We start from the raw sequence: 17,112 nt of genomic DNA, 5'->3' as shown, positions 1-17,112 counted from the left end.
TGTGGTGGTCGCTCTACTCGGCCGGGCGCTGCGCCCAACAGTCGAGCGCGCGGTACCGGATGACCCCGTCCGTCCAAGGGCGGCAGTCGCGCGGTGTTCGAGGGTCGTAGCGGAGTTCGTGGCTCGGGCCCGTGAGGATCTGCCAGCCGTCCTGCTGACACCGCAACAGCCCGCGCGCGTTGCCCCGGCGGGTGCCGTCCGGCAGGTCCCTGATGTACGCCTTGCCCATCACGCCACCGCCCCGGTGAGCACCTGGGCTCCCTGGTAGGTGTAGCCCGGATCCGGAAGCCCGGCAGAGGCAGCCGCAAGGACCAGTTGTCGGCGGGCCTGCTGGGCCTGCTCATGGTGGGCTGTCCACAGCGGCACCACGCGGGCGATAGAGGCAGGGTGCGTAACCAGAGTTCGGGGCCCCTCCTGGACCTCCACGTGAACCGCGTGGCCGCGCACGTACGGCGGCTGCGGCGGGATCGTCCGCCGAAGGACATGGACCGGGAGGGGCCGCCGAAGCGCTGAGCAGAGCGGCAGGGTGTTGAGGGGACGGACCTGCACCGGCTCATCCCGGTCCCAAGTCGCCCGACGTTGTCCGGCAAGGTCGATCAGGATCGGGGAAAGGTCTCGGTCCCCCGCACGGTGCCGGCCGGCGTTCTCGCCCGGCTGCGCGATGGTGCAGGCCAGCAAGCCGGCCAGCAGAAGGAACAGGACCCAGGCGCAGGCCCAGGCAGTAAAGTCGGTCATGTCGTCGCTCTCCTAAGCGTCGGCCATGCCCCGGGACGGTTGCAGCCGCCGCCGGGGTCTCTTTGTTGTTGTGGTCTGACCGTATTCCCACTCGCCTAACTTGTCTAGGTGGTCTAACTCGTCTGAGTGGTCGTGCTTCTGGGCTGTTGTCTACGCTGCCGATATGGCCGACCCGCAGCGAGACCCGCACGCACCCACCGCCCCGTATCGGCGGGCGCTCGCCGTGCTGGTCGACGAGATTCGGGCAGGCCACTACGACACCGGCAGGCGGCGCTTCCTCTCCGAAGCCCAGCTCTGCGAGCGGTTCGGCATCGCCCGTGAAACCGCCCGGCGAGTTGTTCGGGAGCTGCGGGAGATGGGCCTCGTCTACACGGAATGGGGCCGTGGAACCACCGTCGTAGCACCGGAGGAACGACCGACCCACGAGGGCAGCTGAGCCCCGTCCGCGGGTCGCTGACGGGCGGACGGGGCTGATCAGGTCTGGAGCTAGCTCAGATGGGCAGGTCCCACCCCGGACCGTCCTCGGTGCCGATCCAGACCCGCTGTCCCATTTCCGTGATGGTGATCCCGAATCCCTCCTGGTGCGGGGATCCGGCCGCCTGCCACTCCAGGATCGCCGTCTCGACCTGATCCCAGAGCCGCAGCGGCCCCCGTTGCGTCACGATCCATCCCCCGTCCGGGTTCACCGCGGTCCGGGCCTGGGAGCCCGTGGCCACGTCCGACAGGATCTGCTGCCCGGGTGCGCCGACCTGCTCGGCAGACGGCGCCGCGAGCTGCGCGACCCAGCCACCAGTCCAGTCGTTGATCAGCGCCGGGTCGATGCGGGTCGGACGTTCCTCGCCGGGCATGGGCCACAGGCTCTGACGCGGCGGCCGGTCATGCGGACGGGCCACCATGAAACTCGTATACCCGGGCAGGAACCGACCGGTGGCACGTCCAGGCCCGGTCACCGTCAGCAGTGCCAGGCCGAAGCGGAACGACCAGCCGGTCAGCGTGACCAGGATCTTGCCGCCCGGCTTCACCTGGTACAGCCACGGCATGGGCACGTGGCGCACCGAACAGGTGGCGATCAATCGGTCGTAGGGTGCGCCCTCGGGGGCGCCCAGGAGGCCGTCACCGACGACCAACGTCGGGCTGAACCCGGCCGCCGCGATCGCACCCTTCGCACGCTCTGCGACGCCCGGGTCAACCTCGATGCTGACGACGTTCTGCGAGCCGAGGCGGTGCGCCCCCAGGGCCGTCGAGTACCCGGTGCCGGTCCCGATTTCCAGGACACGGTGCCCAGCCTCCACATCGAGCTGGTGCCACATCCTGAGAACGAGCGACGGCAGGGTGGACGAGGACGACGGCGAACCGACGGCCGGTCCCTTGGAATTGCTCGGCAGCAGCTCGCCGTCCAGCTGGGTGATCAGCGTCTCGTTGCTGTAGACGGCCTCCAGCCATCCGTCACTGCCTTCGCCCACCGACTCATAGGCCGTGGGGAACGAGTCGGGGACCGCACGGAAGTACGCGCGCACGAAAACTTCGCGCGGAACAGCTTGGGCGGCAGCTCGCCAGGCCGGATCGGGCAAGTCCCCGTCGGCTTCCAGCTGTCGAACCAGGGCCGCCCGCAGGGCGGTTGCATCACTCACGAGAGTCGTCCTTTCTGAAGTTCATCAGCGATTGCCTGCCCGATGGGCATGGTGATCTCCGGAGGGAACCAAGCCCACTGGCCACTGGGGTTGCACTCAAGGAAGTGCCAGGCGCCTGCCGCATCGACGGCGAAGTCGAACGCACCGAAGACGAGCCCCATCTCCGTGAGGTAGCCGGCCACCGAGGCGGCGACCGCGTCCGGCACGCTGATCGGCTCGTAGCTGAGCAGATCCTGCCGCCGACGCCAGTCGAGTTCCGGCCCCGCGATCCGGGCACCGATCAGCTCCGTACCAACAGCCGTCAGCCGCACATCGAATACCTTCTCGACCTTCGCCTGAAACAGATGAGGGCACACGGACACGGCGTCGGTAATGTCGGCCGGGTCCACGTCGCGCACCCAGACCTGTTGCGCTTGGTCGTTCGCATCGCAGTAGGCGGTGTTCCACAGCGGCTTGTACACGGCCGGCCGCTCGGTGCAGAACTGCCGGGCCTCGTCGGGATCCATGGTGATGATGGTCTCGGGTACCAGGAAACCAGCACGCAGCGCGGCGGCGAGCTGAGCGGGCTTGTACTCGCCGTTCCTGATTCGCCAGGGGTGGTTCACGTGGTGCGCTCCGGGCAGCGAGGCGAGGATGCCGCCGACGCCCCAGAACATCTGTGAGCCAGCGAATTTGGCATCCTGACCATCCAAATCGGACGGCCCGCGGTACGCCGTTGGCCGGCGCCACCAGACCGACCGGACGTGTTCAAGGTCGAGTGCACGGGTCGGTGTCACAAGTGCGCCTCGCTGACCGCCGGTTCCATAACTGGCGGTCAGCGAGGCACCGTTGTGCAGATCGACACCGGGGTCTACGCGCACGACCGGAACACGGCGCTCAGCGAGGATGCGCAGGACCACATCCGCCGTGGCGTCGAGTGAGTTGGTCAGGACCAGTACGGCCCCGGGCCGATCGTCGATCATGTCAGCCGGTGCCCTGGTCCTGGTCGTTGGCGGGCATGCTGTCGATGTCGCTGGGCTGGGCCTGGCCGCCGCTCTGCCCGTCGCCGCCACCGCCACCGGTGTTGGTCGGCGTGCTGGTGTTGGTGCTCGTGCCGTGCGCCCCCATCTCCAGCTTGCGCCCCTGATCGTCGTAGTACACGGCGACCTGGGTTTCGGGGTCGATGACCGAGGTGAGCGCGGGCACGGGCCCGCCCTCGACGAACGGTCCCATGCGGGTGGTACCCCACGGAGGTGCAGCAGTGCTCATACCGCGTCCTTCCATCAGTAGGTGCCAGTTCAGGCCCGCCCCGACCGACGGGCGCGCGCGTTACTGCGGCCGGGGCGAGCAACCCGCGCCGGTGTCCCTCCCCAGAGGAACGACGCGGGAGTCTGTGGGTTGAGCTACGGCGAGGAACCGGCACCGCGCGCCGTCGCGTCGCGTGCCTCGGCTTCCAACTCGGCACGGAGCTTCCAGGCTTCCTTCTCGTTGCGGATGTGCACTCCCCAACCCGTGAAACACTTCCGCAGGTAGGCCGGGGACACTCCGAATGCGGCGGCCACCTGGGCCATGCCCTGTCGCCTGTACAGCTTCACGGCAAGCTCTTGATCCAACTTCGGCAGCGCGGAACGGCTGTTGTTCTCTGGCGTCGGTGCGGCTTGGCTTCTGCCGCGCCGTTTGAGCACGCCCCACGTGTCGAACAGATTGCTCATGCTGGACGCCGAGATGCCGAGACCGCCGGCCAGCATGGCCAGCGATGCACCGGCGCGGTACCGCCGGGCCAGTTCTTCCTGCTCCTTCTCGCTGAACTTGCGCATGTCTCCTCAATCTTGGGGAGTCCCGCCCGCCCACGACGGGGGGCGTAGGCGGACGGGACCTGGCCCGTGCTGGTCGTCGTCAACTCGATTCCCCGGACAACCGGCACGGGAGCTTGTTGGTACTGATCAGATGACGAACTAGCACCGGGGAGGCTCGGATCGGAGGCCGGGGGGTCCCGAACCACCAGGCAGATAACGAGGGTTAACCAGTGAGTGCCGACTGCCGAGCGTCCCCGCAAGCTCCGGTGGAGGCTGTGGGGACGCGTCGCCCACGGGAGCACCAGCACCAGTCCGGCGTGCGGTAGCGGCCGAGCCAGGGAGCGCGATCGTCGCACTGACGACCTTGCCGGCATCAACGTACTTCCATGTCCAGCTGATTGACTCGGCCGCGACGATCGCAAGCCCACGGCCCGCGGTACCGCCGTCGTACGGGTCGCGCGGCGTCGGCACCACGGGCGATCCGTCCGTGACCGCAACAGCGAGGTTCCCGCCCGGGGTAGGCCAGACGCTCACCGTGATCGGGCCCGCGCTGCCAGCGTGCCGGAGCGCATTGGTGACCAATTCGGAGACGACACGGCGAATTGAATCCACGATGTCATCGGGCAGCGACTCGGGGCACCAGGCGCGCGCGTCTGCGACCGCTCGGCGGCGAGATTCGGCGACAGCTCCGGTGTCGCCGGGGGTGACCGTCCATGTGTCGTCTGGAATGTCCCATACCTGTCGGCGTTTGATCACCGCAACCCCCGAGCTTGGCGCCGGCGCCGGCCCTCGGCGAGCTGACGAAGCACCTGTGCCCGCCGGCGAATCCGGTCCTCGTTGGGAAGGTAGACCGCCGTGACCGCGCCCGCGTCGGAGGCCGTGACGTACGCCGTACCGGCGGTCGTTAAAGCGCGCTGCTGCGTCGTCATCGGATTGCCCTTCGGGGGTTGTTCAGAGCACGGGACGGCGGCACGACTGTGCCGGGGCACTATTGCGGGTGAGGAACGTTGCGAGCCTGGCGTGCAGTTGTTCGGTCTCGGCCCGGGACAGGACAAGATCGGTGTCACCCTGCGGTTCGTCAATGGCGTACAGACGCAAGGGGATGCGGGTCTCGCCGCTGGTGGGGTCGTGCACGGGTTCCGCTCCCCGGCGTGGGGAGGCGTGCACGGCGGTGTGTGACATGCCGGAACCGTAGAGTGACGGCGTGTCAGGAAGGGGGACAGGCTGTCCCCCTCACCCTGTGTGTACCCGTTGCAACCCGCAGAACGGCCTTCACGGCGCCTTCGGGCCGCTCTACGGTGGGAAGCAGCCGCCGCCCCGACCGTGCGTCCGGCTGAGGCATCGTCCGGGGCGGCGCTCAGCCGAGGAGAGGCACATGTCCGAACTGTCCGAGGAACTAACGCCCGGCGAGCGAATCCGGGTCCTACGTGAGCGGCGCGGGATGACGCGCCCCGTGCTGGCCGGCCTGGTTGGCCGCAGCACGGATTGGCTCAAGAAGATCGAGAGCGGCGAGCGACCGATCACCAGCCACGCGATGCTGCTCAAGCTCGCGTCCGCTCTCCGCGTCACCGACCTGTCGGCACTCACCGGGCCGGCCGACGCTGCACAGCCGGTCAACACCGGCCGCCTGTTCCACCCCGCATCAGCGGCTGTCTGGGCGGCGCTGCTCGAACGCGGCACTCGACCCCTGACGCCGCTGCCGTCCGGAACCACCGTTGCTGGCTACGCGGCTGACGTGGACGCAGGATGGCGGCTGTGGCACAAGGCAGCGAACAACCGAACCGATGTGGGGCTGATCGCGCCGGACCTGATCAGGCATGGCGAGACGCTGAGCCGCACAACCACGGGCCCCGACCGGCGCGCCGCCCTGGTGGCTCTCGCCGCCGCATACCGGCTCGCGCAACAGGTCATCGCGTACATCGGGCCTGCCGAGGCCGTGTGGATGCTCGGGGACCGCGCGATGGCGGCGGCGGCCGACGCAGACGACCCGGCAGCAATGGGCGCGGCGGCATGGAACCTCGCGAACACAATGCGTGCGGTCGGTGAGCACGAAGGCGCAATGATGCTGGTCACTACGGCTGCCGAGCGACTTCGGCCGCATCTCGCCGAAGCGCCGGAGCACTGGCGCGGCCTGTATGGCGCGCTTCATCTGCACGCCTCGATCACCGAGGCGCGAGACGGCAGGGACGGTTCGGCGTGGAACCACTGGGACACGGCCGACCAGGTTTCGAAGTCGCTGCCAGCCGGATACGCCGAACTCGCCACGGTGTTCGGCAGGGCGAACGTCGACCTCCACGCAGTGAGCATCGCGACCGAGTTGCGCAGCTCGGGGAAGGCGTTGACGCTGGCGGATGAGATCGACCCGGACTCGATCCCCTCGACCGAGCGACGTACCCGGCTATGGGTTGACGCAGCCCGGTCACACATGAACCGGGGTGACCGGACGGCTGCGCTCCACGTGATGGGGATAGCGCTCAAGATCAGCCCGGAGACGGTGAAGTTCACGCCGCAGGCCCGCTCAGTGGCAGCTGAGCTGTGGCGCAAAGCGCCGCGGTCGATGCGGGCCGAGACACTGGAACTCGCCGAGACAGTAGGGATCACGACTGGCGCCTGACCGCTTGTCCGAAGATCGCAACGGCCCCCGAGCGGATAGGTAGTCGGGGGCCGATACCCCGGGGGCATCGTGATCGTCGCGCGTCAGCTGGTGGGGCGCGCCATCACCCATGCTGAATCGTGCTGCGTGAACCCAACGCGGGGGTAGTACCCAACCGCTGCCGGCGCAGCCAGCAGGGTGATGGAAGCCTGGGGTGCTGCCTCCCGGGTCGCCTGGATGAGTGCGCGGCCCACCCCCTGGTGTTGAAACGCCTGGTCGACCGCGAGGTCAGACAAGTATGTCGCGTAGACGCCATCCGTCAGGGAGCGTGCGATTCCGATGAGTTGCCCCTCCGCGCGCGCGGTGATCACCAGGTTCGCGCCTCGAAGCATGTCGGCGAAACGGGCTCTGTCCTCGACGGGGCGTCGTTCAGCGAGGGTGGACGCTCGGTAGAGCGCGGCCACCTCTTCGATGTCTAGTTCCGCGCCGTCGACTATCTCGCACTTCCACACAGTGGCTTCCCCTTTGGGCTGAGTTGCTGTTCGTGATCACGGTGGGTGACCAGCCCACCCGAGCCACCGCCACGAAGAGGGAGGGGCCCGTCCTCCTGCTCACCCTTGTGACCCTTGCGACCCGTCATGCGCGCTCTGTAACGTGTGTGACTAACAAAGGACTACCTTGGCCTCGGTGTTGACCGCAGTGCGCCAACTGGCCCTGCCGTACCAGGTCCAGCCGATCTCCAGCCACTCGTCGAGGGCGTGGATCTGGTTGTAGGTGGTCCAGCCGACGGCCCGGCCGTCGTGCAGCGTGACGACGGCGAAGGCGACGGACTCGCCGCGTTCGCTCGCGGCGATCCGTCCGTCGAGCGCGACGGCGAGTTCGGCCTCGCTGCGCGGCGTCGGGGCGGGCAGCCAGCGCCAGACCTCGTCATCGTGGCCGCCGGCCTCGAAGAGATCCGACAGGTGCCCGGAGGAGAGGGGTTCCAACCGGATGTGACGTCCGGTCAGAGTGATGGGCACGGGGGTCTTGGCGATCATGGGCTGGACGGTAGCGGGACCGGGTGACGGACGCAATGGCCGCCCGATGCTGCGGGATGGCCGGTGAGTGGCCGTTGGACGGCGCGGCCGGCCGCCTGGTGAGCGGGCCGGCCGGCACGTCGGCCGCGAAGCGCGTGGTGCACCGCGCCGCGTCACGGCCGCAGGCGCAGCACCTCGCCGGGCGTCAGCGCGTCGGGGTTCTCGCCCACGGTCTGCTGGTTGAGGTGGAACAGGGCGGGCCAGCCGCCGCTGAGCCGGTAGGCGTCGGCGATACCGCTGAGGGTGTCGCCGTCGCGGACCGTGCGGTAGCCGTCCGGATCCGTGGACGACGGGACGGCGCCCGCGTCGTCGGATCCGCCGGCGGGCGGCGCGAGCGGGCGGCGGCCGTCCCCGCTGCCCGCGGACCCGGCGGCGCTCGGCCGGGCTGCGGGGTCGAGGTTCCCCCAGGCCCCGCAGATCGGCCACGGGGCGAGGCCGCGACTGCGGGCGAGGTGGTCGGCCACCGCGATCTGCTGGTCGCGGGTGGCCAGGTCGGGGCGCGGTGCGTAGCCGAGGCCGCCGTTCTCCCGCCAGGTCGCCCGGTCGAACTGCAGGCCGCCGAAGTACCCGTTGCCGGTGTTGACGGCCCAGTCGCCGTCGCTCTCGCAGCGGGCCACCGCGTCCCAGTCCGCCATCGCCCCCACGTCGTCGGCCGGCGCTCCCCGCACCGGTTCCGCTTGTGCCTGGATCACGGGGATCGCCAGCAGGCCGACCACGGACACGGTGACCAGAGCATGGTCGAGGGCTTTGCGGCAGGACGATCGGGACAGCGGCACGCGTGCTCCACAGGCTCGACGACAAGGCCGGGCACCGGGGCGCCCGTTGTCCAGCGATGCACGTTCGACCCGGCAGTACGCGGCGGCACGGTGTGCGAGTCGCCCGGTCGGCGCAGCGGGCATACCCGCACGGGCCAGCGGGCGTTGCCCCGGCCCCGGGCCGTGGTCGGGCCGGGGCCGGCAGCCGTCCGAGGCGAACTGCCCGGGCGTACGGCGCGGACCCTGGACAAGGCCATGGCGATGACGGTTGATGAGGGAATCACAGGCGGGCAGCGGGCGGGCTGTCAGAGAACCGGGAGCTGGCGGCAGGTGACGGAGCGACAGGTCCAGCAGGCCGACGAAGCGGGCGGCGAAACCGGCAGCGCACCCGGTGGCGACACCGGCGGCGAAGCCGGTGGCCGGCGTCCTGGTGGCGCCCTGGTCGTCCGCCCATGACGCTCCGGCGCCGACCTGACCGTCCACGCCGGGTCGGCAAGGTCGCGCCCGGGCTGGTGCTGACGGCCGGTTACACCTGGCGGCTGCTGCTGGTCGGCGTGGCCGGCTATGCGGCGTTCGTGGTGTTGCAGCGCCTGCAACTGGTCGCCGTGGCCGTCTTCCTCGGGCTGGTCGTCACCTCGGTGCTGCGGCCGGCGGCCGACGCCCTGGCCAAGCTGGTGCCACGCGGCGTGGCGGTGGCGATCGTCATGGTGGCGGCGGTCGTGCTGGTGGCCGGCCTGCTCACGCTGGCCGGTGAACTGGTGGCGTCCGACTGGAACCAGCTGCGCGGCGAGGTGCGCGGCGGCCTCAACCGGATCGAGCGGTGGTTGCAGGGACCGCCGCTGCACCTGCGGGCCGGCGCCGTGTCGGGCCTGCGGAGCAAGGTCGGCAGCTACCTCTCCGCGCACCGCTCGTCCTTGATCAGCACGGCGGTGAGCAGCGCGGGCCGCCTGGTGGAGGCCATCACGGGTGGTGCGCTGGCGCTGTTCTGCGCGGTGTTCTTCATCTACTCCGGCGACCGGATGTGGCGCTGGGCCGCCGCGCTGCTGCCGGCCCGGGCGCGCCCGCGCTTCGAGCTGGGCGGGCGGGTGGCCTGGCGCACCTTCGCCGGCTACACCCGGGGCATCGTGATCGTGTCGGCCACCAACGCCGTGCTGGTGGGCATCGCGCTGCTGCTGCTGGGAGTTCCGCTGGTGGTGCCGCTGATGCTGCTGGAGTTCCTCGCCACCTTCATCCCGCTGATCGGGTCGCCGATCGCGCTGGCCGTCGCCTCGGTGGTCGCGCTGGCCACCCAGGGGCCGCTGACCGCGCTGATCCTGCTGATCCTGATCGTGGTGATCGGTCAGATCGAGGGGCATGTGCTGCACCCGCTGGTGCTGAGCTGGGCGGTGCGGATCCATCCCGTGGTGGTCGCGCTCGCGGTGGCCGTCGGCACGCTGGTCGAGGGCGTGATCGGCGCCGTCGTCGCGGTGCCGCTGGTGTCGGTGGCGTGGGCGGTCTACCGGGAGCTACGGGCCCGCTGAGGTCGGCGGAGCCACCGCCGACCGGCGGCTCAGGGCCCGCCGGCACCGTCGTCGTCGCGGTCGCTGCCGTCGTCGCTGCCGTCGATGCCGTCGATGCCGTCGCCGTCGTCGGGCCCCGGCCCGGGCCCCGACTCGCGGTTCTCCGCGCGCCGGCGGCGCAGCCGCCATCCGATCAGGGCGATGACGACCACCGCGGCCAGCACCAGGGCCAGCGCCCGGCCGACCTGCGCTTCGACCCGGGAGTAGGCGGCGCCGGCGAAGTACCCGAGGAGGGTGAAGCCGACGCCCCAGACCAGGCCGCCGAGCGCGTTGTAGAGCAGGAAGCGGCGGTACGGCATCCGCGAGATGCCGGCCAGCGCGGGCATCATCGCGCGGAAGAACGCGATGAAGCGGCCGAAGAAGACGGCGGCCGGTCCACGCCGCCGGATCAGGTCCTGCGCCTTGCCGATCCGGTCGGCATGGCGGTGCAGCGGTCGCACCAGGAGGATCGTCGGGCCGAACCGGTGGCCGATCGCGTAGCCGACGGTGTCGCCGAGGATGGCCGCGGCCACCACGGCGAGGGTCAGCCAGCCGATCGAGACCTTGCCCTGGTGGGCGAGCACGCCGCCGATCACCGCCGCGCTCTCGCCAGGCAGCACGAAGCCGACGAACAGCGCGTCCTCGGCGAAGACCAGGCCGGCGACGACCGCGTAGATGACCGGTCCGGACAGGCGGCCGAGCCAGTCGGTGATCGAGTGCATCAGCGCGCTCCATCTCTGCTTCGCGATCTCCGCCGCACGGTCCTGACCGGGGCCGCGCCGCCCGTGAGTGCGTCAGAGCATCATCGCACCGGCGACTGCGCGCGGTTGCCGCTCGACACCCGGAGGAACGCGGTGAACGGGCCGGTCACCGCGTGGGTCGGCGAAGTGACCCGGGGCCCGAAGCCGCGCGGCCTACCGGTCGGTAGGGTGAGGCCCGCCGGCCCCGAGTCGCCGGTCCACGAGAGCGAAGAGGGAGCAGTGAGCCCATGGCTGAGGCGCTGATCATCGGCGTGGCAGGACGCGAGCCGGAGGTGGACCCGGCGGCCTTCGTCGCGCCGACGGCCGTGGTGGTCGGCTCGGTGCGGCTGGGGCCGCGGTCGAGCGTCTGGTACCAGGCCGTACTGCGCGGTGACGCCGAGTCGATCGCCGTCGGCGCGGACTCCAACATCCAGGACAACTGCACGCTGCACGCCGACCCGGGGTTCCCGCTCACGGTCGGCGAGCGGGTCACGGTGGGGCACAACGCCGTCCTGCACGGCTGTACGGTCGAGGACGACGTGCTGGTCGGCATGGGGGCGCGGGTGCTCAACGGCGCCCGGATCGGCGCGGGTTCGCTGGTCGCGGCCGGTGCCGTGGTGACCCAGGGCACCGAGGTGCCGCCCGGCTCGCTGGTGGCCGGCGTGCCCGCCAAGGTCCGGCGCCCGCTCACCGCGGAGGAGACGGCCGGCATCAAGGCGAACGCGGCGGGCTACCTGCTGCTCGCCGAGGCGCACGCCGCGATCCCGGACGGGCGGCAGAGCTGATGGAGCGTCAGCCGGATCTGTCGGAGAGCATCCTGGTGGACGCCGCCCCGGCGACGGTGTACGGGCTGGTGGCCGACCTGCGGCAGATGGGCCGCTGGAGTCCGGAGTGCCGCCGCGTCTGGTCGGCGGGGCCGGCGGTCCGTGCGGGCTCGCGGTTCGTCGGCTTCAACCGGCGCGGACCGTTCGTCTGGTGCACCACGGGCCGGGTGATCGCGGCGCGGGAGGCCGCCGAATTCGCCTTCGACGTGGGTGTGTTCGGCCTGCCGATAGCGCGCTGGCGCTACCGGTTCGAGCCGGCGGGCACCGGAACCCGGGTCACCGAGTCCTGGGAGGACCTGCGTACCGGGCGAGCCGGGGGCCTGGCCCGACTGCTGGGCGTGCTCTTCGCCGGCACCGGTGCCGAGCGCCGGATCGAGGTCAACCGCGCCGGGATGCGCACCACGTTGGCCCGCCTCGCGCAGGCGGCGGCGGGCGCCGCCGGCTGACCCGAACGGCACGTCGGACGTCCGCCGCAAACCCCGGCGGTCGGCGATCCACCCGATCGGATGGGGTGTGCCGGATTCGTGGTCGCGCCCGGCCCGCGCGTCGCCAAGCTGGAGGCAGGGTCGGCACGTCAGGGGCCGCCCTGGTGCCGAGGGCGGGAGTGTCTGCTGTGGAGTTCGCCACATCGTCGCTGGACGAGCTGCGAATCGAGGGGGATCCGCCGGCCGACCGGGTGGTCGCCGAGCTGCTGGACTCGGGCGAGATCGCCCATGCCAACCAGGTGCTGCACGGACTGCGGCAGAACGACCAGCTGGTGCCGCAGGACCTGCCGGCCGTGCTGCGCGAGCACCTCGCGGGGACCCGGACGGTGCCCGACTGGGTGGACGCGGAGCGCATCGCGCGGGTGCACGCTTTCTTCCGGCACGACGGGGTGCACGTCGTCTCCGCCCTCTCGCTCGGCGCCCTGGTCTGCAGCTACGCGGCGCCGTTGGGCGCCAAGCAGCTGTCCGCGACCCACCGCCTCGACCACCCGCACCGGCGGCTGTCCGAGACCACGCAGTTCATGCTGCACCTGATGGCCGACGATCCGCTGGGGCCGCACGGCGAGCTGATCCCCACCATCCAGAAGGTGCGCCTGATCCACGCGGCGGTACGGCAGTTGTTGATCCGTGGCCGCCACTGGGACGTCGCCGGGCACGGCGTCCCGATCTGCCAGGAGGACCTGCTCGGCGCCACCTTGAGCTTCTCGGTCGACACCCTGGACGGGATGGACCGGATCGGCGTCCACTGCACCGAGCAGGCGGCCGAGGACTACTACTACGTCTGGCGGGTGGTCGCCGTGCTGCTCGGGCTGCGGCCCGAGGTCATGCCGCCGACCCTGGCGGAGGGGCGCCGGGTGCGGGCCGAGCTGGCCGCGCGCCACCTCGGACCGTCCCCGGAGGGCATCCAACTCACCCAGGGCCTGCTGGACTTCTACCGCCACCTCGCGCCGCCGGGGACGCGAGGGGCGATCCCGGCCGTGCTGCGCCAGATGGTCGGCCCGCAGATCGCGGACTGGATGCAGGTGCCGCACAGCCACTGGGAGAAGGCGGTGGCGGAGTTCGCCCACGTCGAGCAGCACGTGCACCAGGCGGAGGAGCACCACGTGCTGGCGCGCCGGGTGCTCGACCAGGTCGGCCGCGTGCTGCTCAAGGGTGAGGTCCGGCGCGTGACGCACGGGCAGAGCACCGAGTTCGACATCCCGGCGAGCCTTGCCACCCTCGCCGCCCCGCAGGTTCCGACGGCCCGCGGCAGCGGAGCCGGGTAGCCGGGCCGTGCTGCCCGGCTCCGCCATCGCGGCCCTGCCTCAGCGCTCCCGCTGGGGCGGCACCCGCCCGGTCGTGCTGCCCGGCGCCGCCCGCTGCCGGCAGACGGTCGGGTGGTCGGGCGGTGGGTGGTCGGACGGCGGGTCGGGCGAAGCACTGTCAGCCGGCCTGCCGTCGGACGACGGGTGCTCGGCCGACCCGCGCAGCGCGTCGGCCTCGGCCAGCGCCTGCTCGGAGAGCGGACGCGGCGTCAGCTGTCGGCAGGCCGGGACGTCGGGCTGCACGGGCGTCGGGTGCCGCTCCAGCACGACGACGACGCCGCTGCGCTCGACGACCACCGATCCGGCCCCGGCGGGAGCGAGCGCGTAGCGGGCGATGACGGCGCCGGCGGTGGCGGCGATGGACAGGTAGGGCTCGTCGAGGCGCCGCCGAACCTCCACCACGGCGCCGACCAGGTGCTCCGGCACGGCGTAGAAGTTGCCTTCGAACGGAACCAGGCCCTGGGCGTCGACGGTGCGGCGGGCGTGGATCCAGATCGGGAACGGTGCGGGAGGCAGGGCACGAAGGCCTTGGGTGGCCGCGCGCGGGTCGTCCGCGGCAGGTGCGCCGTCGGCGGTCGAGCCGGGCGCCTCCAGCCGGCTCGCGAGCCGGTCCAGGCTGTCCTGTGCCGCCTGGACGGTGGAGTCGCGCCCGATCGCGTGCCACCAGTTCCGGGCGATCTCCTCCACCGTGTCGTACGCCGGGCTCGGCCGGTCGTCCCGCGGGCGGTACTCGACGCGCACGCCGTAGTACCTGGCCACCTGCCGGAAGTCGGGCGTCAGCTGTCCGGTGCTGGGGCTGTGCACGGCCGGTGTCCGGTCGAACCGCCAGCACTCGGGGGTGCCGCCCAGCCGTCTGAGCACGTGCTCCATGGCCTCGACGAGCTGCGGCAACTCCTCGTCGGCCGCCAGCGCCCCACGCCAGCGGCCGGAGGGGGTGAGCAGGCCCAGCAGCAGGTGCACCTGATTTCCGCAGCCCCACCCGGCGGGCGGGGTGGGGAGCTCGAGCCAGTCGAAGCGGATGGCCTGCTCGCTCGATCGTGCGGCGGCCGGCCCGCTGCCGGTCGGGCCGGTCTCCTGGCATTCCCCGCAGACCGGCCGCGCCTGCTGCTTGCGCAGCGCGCGGGTGAAGGTCGAGTAGCCGCCGGTGTAGCCCAGTTCGACGATCTCCTCGAAGAGCGTGGTGGCCAGCAGGTGCGGATCGTCCACGAGCCGCTGGCGGCAGTACGGCAGGAAACGGAGAAAACCGTCCTGGGAATGACTTCGGAGGCCCGGGATCCGCTTTCCGCTGAGGTACGATCCGACCGTTTTCCGGTCGCGCCCGAGCTGTCGGGAAATCCGGGCGACGGACCAGCCGTGACCGCTGAGTCGGAGCGCTTCCATGTATTCCTCCCAGCTGAGCAAGAGATCCCCTGATCGTTCACATCGGTGTGCCGTCAATACGCTGAATATGCCGGAGGCAATCCGGAAATATAGCACGGCGGGGCGGACGGTCAACCTGGAGAAACGTTTCGGCTGAATTATCTTGCTGCGGAGTTTCGGCGAGCGGCATCACTCGGGATTATGGGATGACCTTTGGCTTTCGGGCATCTCGGACATGGTGAACGGTGGACCGGAAAGTACCACCCCACGCGCCACCCCGGGTTAATTTCGGAGAGTATCTCCGGTGGCGAATATGAAACGACGCCCGGGAGGGGTACAAACCCGTTTGCCGCCCTCTCGTTTGATCAAGCGTGAACTCACCATGCCTGCCCTACACCGCCCCGCACCCCGACCGGGACCCGGTCACCAGCGTCGGGACGTGGCTCTTCGTCCCCGACCGGCAGAACCCCGCGGGTGACGTGCGCACCGGCTACCTGTCGCGCAACGGCGAGCGGGTCGTCCTGCCGCACTCCTCGGGCCTGTTGGCCGCCTACCTGAGGAAGCTCCGTCAGCTGGAGAGCGATTTCGCCGCGCGGATCGGCTCCCTCGCGTTCCCGGTCGAGGCATGACGCCCTCGCCGGGGCCGGGGTTCCCGGCGGGCGCCGGGATGCCGGAGCGGAGCGAGCCGCGGCATGACGATCGAGTGGGGGATGTGCCATGTACGACCAGCTGAGTGACCTTCTCGCGGCGCGCGCGATGACCGGTTACGCCGATCCGGCGGACGAGTTGTGGGACCTCGCCTACGCAACCGCCCCGGTCTACGGCGAGCCCGATCGGCTGTCGGCCGACCGGCCCGCGCCGATGTCGGCCGAGCCTTCGGTCTCCCGGCACCGGCGCCGGACCCGGCCGCCCGCGCCGTCCTGGCCGGACGTGGTCGGCTCGGTGTTCGGCGCGCTGACGGCGGTGACGGTGACCGCGGTGTGCGTGCTCGGTTGGGCCCTCTCCTACGACCCCTTGCGGGAGTTGGCCCTCTCCCGGGTGCCGCGCGGACTGTCGCAGCTGTGGCCGGTGATCGTCTACGGGCCGTGGCTCGTGGGCTGCCTGTCCGTCCTGCGGGCCGCGCTGCACGGGCGCCAGCCGGTGCACTCCTGGGTGGTGGTCGTGCTGTTCTCCGGCCTCGCGACCGGACTGTGCATCGCCGACGTCTCGCGGACGGTGCCCGACCTGGTCGTCGCCGGACTGCCCCCGCTCACCGCCGTCATCTCGCTGCACCAGCTGGTCCGCCAGCTGATCACCACCCGGGGCGCGCGCCGCCCGCCGGGCAGCCCGGCCACCCATCGGGCACCGCGCTGAGGGCGGCACACGGCGCCCGATGGCTCGACCGCCGCGGAATGGCCTGACGGAGCGTCAGAACCAGATCGGGGTGACCCCCGTCCCCGCACGGGTCGGCTGAGATCTCCCCGGCGCGTCACCCCGGGGCGCCCGTGTCGTCCCGGGCTGCCGCCAGGTCGAGCAGCCGGCGCACCTCGTGGTCGGTGGTCTGCTCGAAGTCGTTGTAGAACTGGCCGACGGCCTGGAACGAGGGCGGCGCGGTCAGGCAGACCAGGTCGTCGGCGAGCGGGCCCAGCAGCCGCAGCGCCTCGGGCGCGGTCACCGGGACGGCCAGCAGCAGCTCGCTCACCTCCCGGCGGCGCAGCACCGCCATCGCGGCCCGCACGGTCGCGCCGGTGGCGATCCCGTCGTCCACCAGCAGCACCGCCCGCCCGGTCACCTCCAGCGGGGGCAGCGGTCCGCGCAGCCGCTCGGTCCGCTCGGCGACCTCGGTGGCGGTCGCGTCGGTGAGCCGTTCCAGCCGGTGGGGGGTGATCCCGAGCGCGGCGATGATGTCGTGGTTGTACAGCCGGATGCCGCCCTCGCCGACCGCGCCCAGCGCCAGCTCCGGCTGGCCGGGTGCGCCGATCTTGCGGACCACCAGGATGTCCAGCGGCGCGCCGAGCGCCAGCGCCACCTGGTAGGCCACCGGGACGCCGCCCCGGGGCAGGCCCACCACGATCGGGGCGTCGGAGCCCCACTCCAGCACCCGTCGGCCGAGCTGCCGCCCCGCCTCGGCGCGGTCCCGGAAGGTCCGTCCGTGGTGCGTGTTGCCGTAGAACACCGTCATCGCGATCACCGCCTGCCAGCCCCTCCAGCCTGCCACCATCCGGCGGCCGAGGACGAGCGCGGCGCCCGGGCGGTCGGTCCGGGAGACACCTGACGGCCTGTCAGATTGGCCTTGGGGGGTTTCTCCGGGCGCCGAC

At 71.3% G+C, this 17,112-nt stretch carries 23 protein-coding genes; 9 read left to right on the top strand and 14 right to left on the bottom strand.

The features are described from left to right. Positions 1–13: 13 nt before the first annotated feature. Positions 14–229: a hypothetical protein gene (locus tag ABH937_RS09715; RefSeq protein ID WP_370217895.1), complete on the bottom strand. Its 216-nt coding sequence runs from the start codon at positions 227–229 to the stop codon at positions 14–16. Next, positions 229–735 carry a hypothetical protein gene (locus ABH937_RS09710; protein WP_370217894.1) on the bottom strand — a complete coding sequence of 169 codons (507 nt, stop codon included), beginning with the start codon at positions 733–735 and terminating at the stop codon, positions 229–231. The genes ABH937_RS09715 and ABH937_RS09710 overlap by 1 nt, the downstream gene beginning before the upstream one ends. Positions 736–898: 163 nt before the next feature. Here ABH937_RS09710 and ABH937_RS09705 point away from each other — a divergent pair, with 163 nt between their 5' ends. Next, positions 899–1,171, top strand: coding sequence for a GntR family transcriptional regulator (locus ABH937_RS09705; protein ID WP_370217893.1), 273 nt, complete (start codon positions 899–901; stop codon positions 1,169–1,171). Between the two features lie 55 nt (positions 1,172–1,226). Here the strand turns inward: ABH937_RS09705 and tgmC are convergent, their stop codons facing one another. The 6 genes from tgmC to ABH937_RS09675 all read right to left on the bottom strand — a co-directional run bounded on the left by tgmC (position 1,227) and on the right by ABH937_RS09675 (position 5,275). Further along, the gene (tgmC, locus tag ABH937_RS09700) at positions 1,227–2,366 is read right to left on the bottom strand and encodes an ATP-grasp peptide maturase system methyltransferase (RefSeq protein WP_370217891.1); all 1,140 of its coding nucleotides are present in this window, start codon (positions 2,364–2,366) and stop codon (positions 1,227–1,229) included. After that, positions 2,363–3,328 (bottom strand): ATP-grasp ribosomal peptide maturase, encoded by a 966-nt coding sequence (gene tgmB, locus ABH937_RS09695; RefSeq protein WP_370217890.1) that lies wholly within the window; start codon positions 3,326–3,328, stop codon positions 2,363–2,365. Before tgmB ends, tgmC begins: the two co-directional genes overlap by 4 nt. A gap of 1 nt (position 3,329) precedes the next feature. After that, entirely contained in the window at positions 3,330–3,614 is a 285-nt protein-coding gene (tgmA, locus tag ABH937_RS09690) for a putative ATP-grasp-modified RiPP (protein WP_370217889.1), read from the bottom strand. Positions 3,615–3,748: 134 nt separating this feature from the next. Next, positions 3,749–4,162 (bottom strand): hypothetical protein, encoded by a 414-nt coding sequence (locus ABH937_RS09685; RefSeq protein ID WP_370217888.1) that lies wholly within the window; start codon positions 4,160–4,162, stop codon positions 3,749–3,751. Positions 4,163–4,300: 138 nt separating this feature from the next. Continuing rightward, entirely contained in the window at positions 4,301–4,897 is a 597-nt protein-coding gene (locus ABH937_RS09680; protein ID WP_370217887.1) for an ATP-binding protein, read from the bottom strand. Positions 4,898–5,092: 195 nt separating this feature from the next. After that, positions 5,093–5,275, bottom strand: coding sequence for a hypothetical protein (locus tag ABH937_RS09675; RefSeq protein ID WP_370217886.1), 183 nt, complete (start codon positions 5,273–5,275; stop codon positions 5,093–5,095). Between the two features lie 241 nt (positions 5,276–5,516). Between ABH937_RS09675 and ABH937_RS09670 the strand changes: the two genes are divergently transcribed. Then, positions 5,517–6,755 carry a helix-turn-helix domain-containing protein gene (locus ABH937_RS09670; RefSeq protein ID WP_370217885.1) on the top strand — a complete coding sequence of 413 codons (1,239 nt, stop codon included), beginning with the start codon at positions 5,517–5,519 and terminating at the stop codon, positions 6,753–6,755. An 83-nt stretch (positions 6,756–6,838) separates the two neighbouring features. Here the strand turns inward: ABH937_RS09670 and ABH937_RS09665 are convergent, their stop codons facing one another. The 3 genes from ABH937_RS09665 to ABH937_RS09655 all read right to left on the bottom strand — a co-directional run bounded on the left by ABH937_RS09665 (position 6,839) and on the right by ABH937_RS09655 (position 8,586). Continuing rightward, positions 6,839–7,246, bottom strand: coding sequence for a GNAT family N-acetyltransferase (locus ABH937_RS09665; protein ID WP_370217884.1), 408 nt, complete (start codon positions 7,244–7,246; stop codon positions 6,839–6,841). Positions 7,247–7,396: 150 nt separating this feature from the next. After that, complete coding sequence (locus ABH937_RS09660) at positions 7,397–7,771, bottom strand: GNAT family N-acetyltransferase (RefSeq protein ID WP_370217882.1); 375 nt, start codon at positions 7,769–7,771, stop codon at positions 7,397–7,399. A 152-nt stretch (positions 7,772–7,923) separates the two neighbouring features. After that, entirely contained in the window at positions 7,924–8,586 is a 663-nt protein-coding gene (locus ABH937_RS09655; protein ID WP_280689348.1) for a transglycosylase family protein, read from the bottom strand. 309 nt (positions 8,587–8,895) lie between these two features. On the opposite strand from ABH937_RS09655, the gene ABH937_RS09650 reads away from it, so the two are divergent. Together ABH937_RS09650 and ABH937_RS09645 are read left to right on the top strand one after the other, a co-directional pair. Continuing rightward, positions 8,896–9,021 carry a hypothetical protein gene (locus ABH937_RS09650; protein WP_280689349.1) on the top strand — a complete coding sequence of 42 codons (126 nt, stop codon included), beginning with the start codon at positions 8,896–8,898 and terminating at the stop codon, positions 9,019–9,021. Further along, entirely contained in the window at positions 9,018–10,085 is a 1,068-nt protein-coding gene (locus tag ABH937_RS09645) for an AI-2E family transporter (RefSeq protein ID WP_280689350.1), read from the top strand. The genes ABH937_RS09650 and ABH937_RS09645 overlap by 4 nt, the downstream gene beginning before the upstream one ends. 29 nt (positions 10,086–10,114) lie before the next feature. On the opposite strand, the gene ABH937_RS09640 is transcribed toward ABH937_RS09645, so the two are convergent. Next, a complete protein-coding gene (locus ABH937_RS09640; protein WP_280689351.1) occupies positions 10,115–10,825 on the bottom strand; it encodes a DedA family protein in 711 nt (236 codons plus the stop codon). Between the two features lie 266 nt (positions 10,826–11,091). Between ABH937_RS09640 and ABH937_RS09635 the strand changes: the two genes are divergently transcribed. The 3 genes from ABH937_RS09635 to ABH937_RS09625 all read left to right on the top strand — a co-directional run bounded on the left by ABH937_RS09635 (position 11,092) and on the right by ABH937_RS09625 (position 13,417). After that, the gene (locus ABH937_RS09635; RefSeq protein ID WP_280689352.1) at positions 11,092–11,628 is read left to right on the top strand and encodes a gamma carbonic anhydrase family protein; all 537 of its coding nucleotides are present in this window, start codon (positions 11,092–11,094) and stop codon (positions 11,626–11,628) included. Next, positions 11,628–12,113, top strand: coding sequence for an SRPBCC family protein (locus ABH937_RS09630; RefSeq protein ID WP_280689353.1), 486 nt, complete (start codon positions 11,628–11,630; stop codon positions 12,111–12,113). The genes ABH937_RS09635 and ABH937_RS09630 overlap by 1 nt, the downstream gene beginning before the upstream one ends. 167 nt (positions 12,114–12,280) lie before the next feature. Continuing rightward, positions 12,281–13,417, top strand: coding sequence for an oxygenase MpaB family protein (locus ABH937_RS09625; RefSeq protein WP_280689354.1), 1,137 nt, complete (start codon positions 12,281–12,283; stop codon positions 13,415–13,417). A gap of 39 nt (positions 13,418–13,456) precedes the next feature. Here ABH937_RS09625 and ABH937_RS09620 read toward each other — a convergent pair whose 3' ends face one another. Next, positions 13,457–14,662 (bottom strand): IS21 family transposase, encoded by a 1,206-nt coding sequence (locus ABH937_RS09620; protein ID WP_280689355.1) that lies wholly within the window; start codon positions 14,660–14,662, stop codon positions 13,457–13,459. A 524-nt stretch (positions 14,663–15,186) separates the two neighbouring features. Here ABH937_RS09620 and ABH937_RS09615 point away from each other — a divergent pair. Both ABH937_RS09615 and ABH937_RS09610 read left to right on the top strand, forming a co-directional pair. Further along, positions 15,187–15,444 carry a hypothetical protein gene (locus ABH937_RS09615; protein ID WP_280689356.1) on the top strand — a complete coding sequence of 86 codons (258 nt, stop codon included), beginning with the start codon at positions 15,187–15,189 and terminating at the stop codon, positions 15,442–15,444. A gap of 88 nt (positions 15,445–15,532) precedes the next feature. After that, positions 15,533–16,168: a DUF2637 domain-containing protein gene (locus tag ABH937_RS09610; RefSeq protein WP_280689358.1), complete on the top strand. Its 636-nt coding sequence runs from the start codon at positions 15,533–15,535 to the stop codon at positions 16,166–16,168. A gap of 115 nt (positions 16,169–16,283) precedes the next feature. Here ABH937_RS09610 and ABH937_RS09605 read toward each other — a convergent pair whose 3' ends face one another. Further along, positions 16,284–16,976 (bottom strand): phosphoribosyltransferase, encoded by a 693-nt coding sequence (locus ABH937_RS09605; RefSeq protein WP_280689544.1) that lies wholly within the window; start codon positions 16,974–16,976, stop codon positions 16,284–16,286. Positions 16,977–17,112 lie beyond the last annotated feature (136 nt).

The sequence above is a fragment of the Kitasatospora sp. GAS1066B genome (assembly GCF_041262605.1).
Lineage (GTDB): Bacteria > Actinomycetota > Actinomycetes > Streptomycetales > Streptomycetaceae > Kitasatospora.
This window is presented reverse-complemented; position numbering and strand designations above follow the sequence as displayed.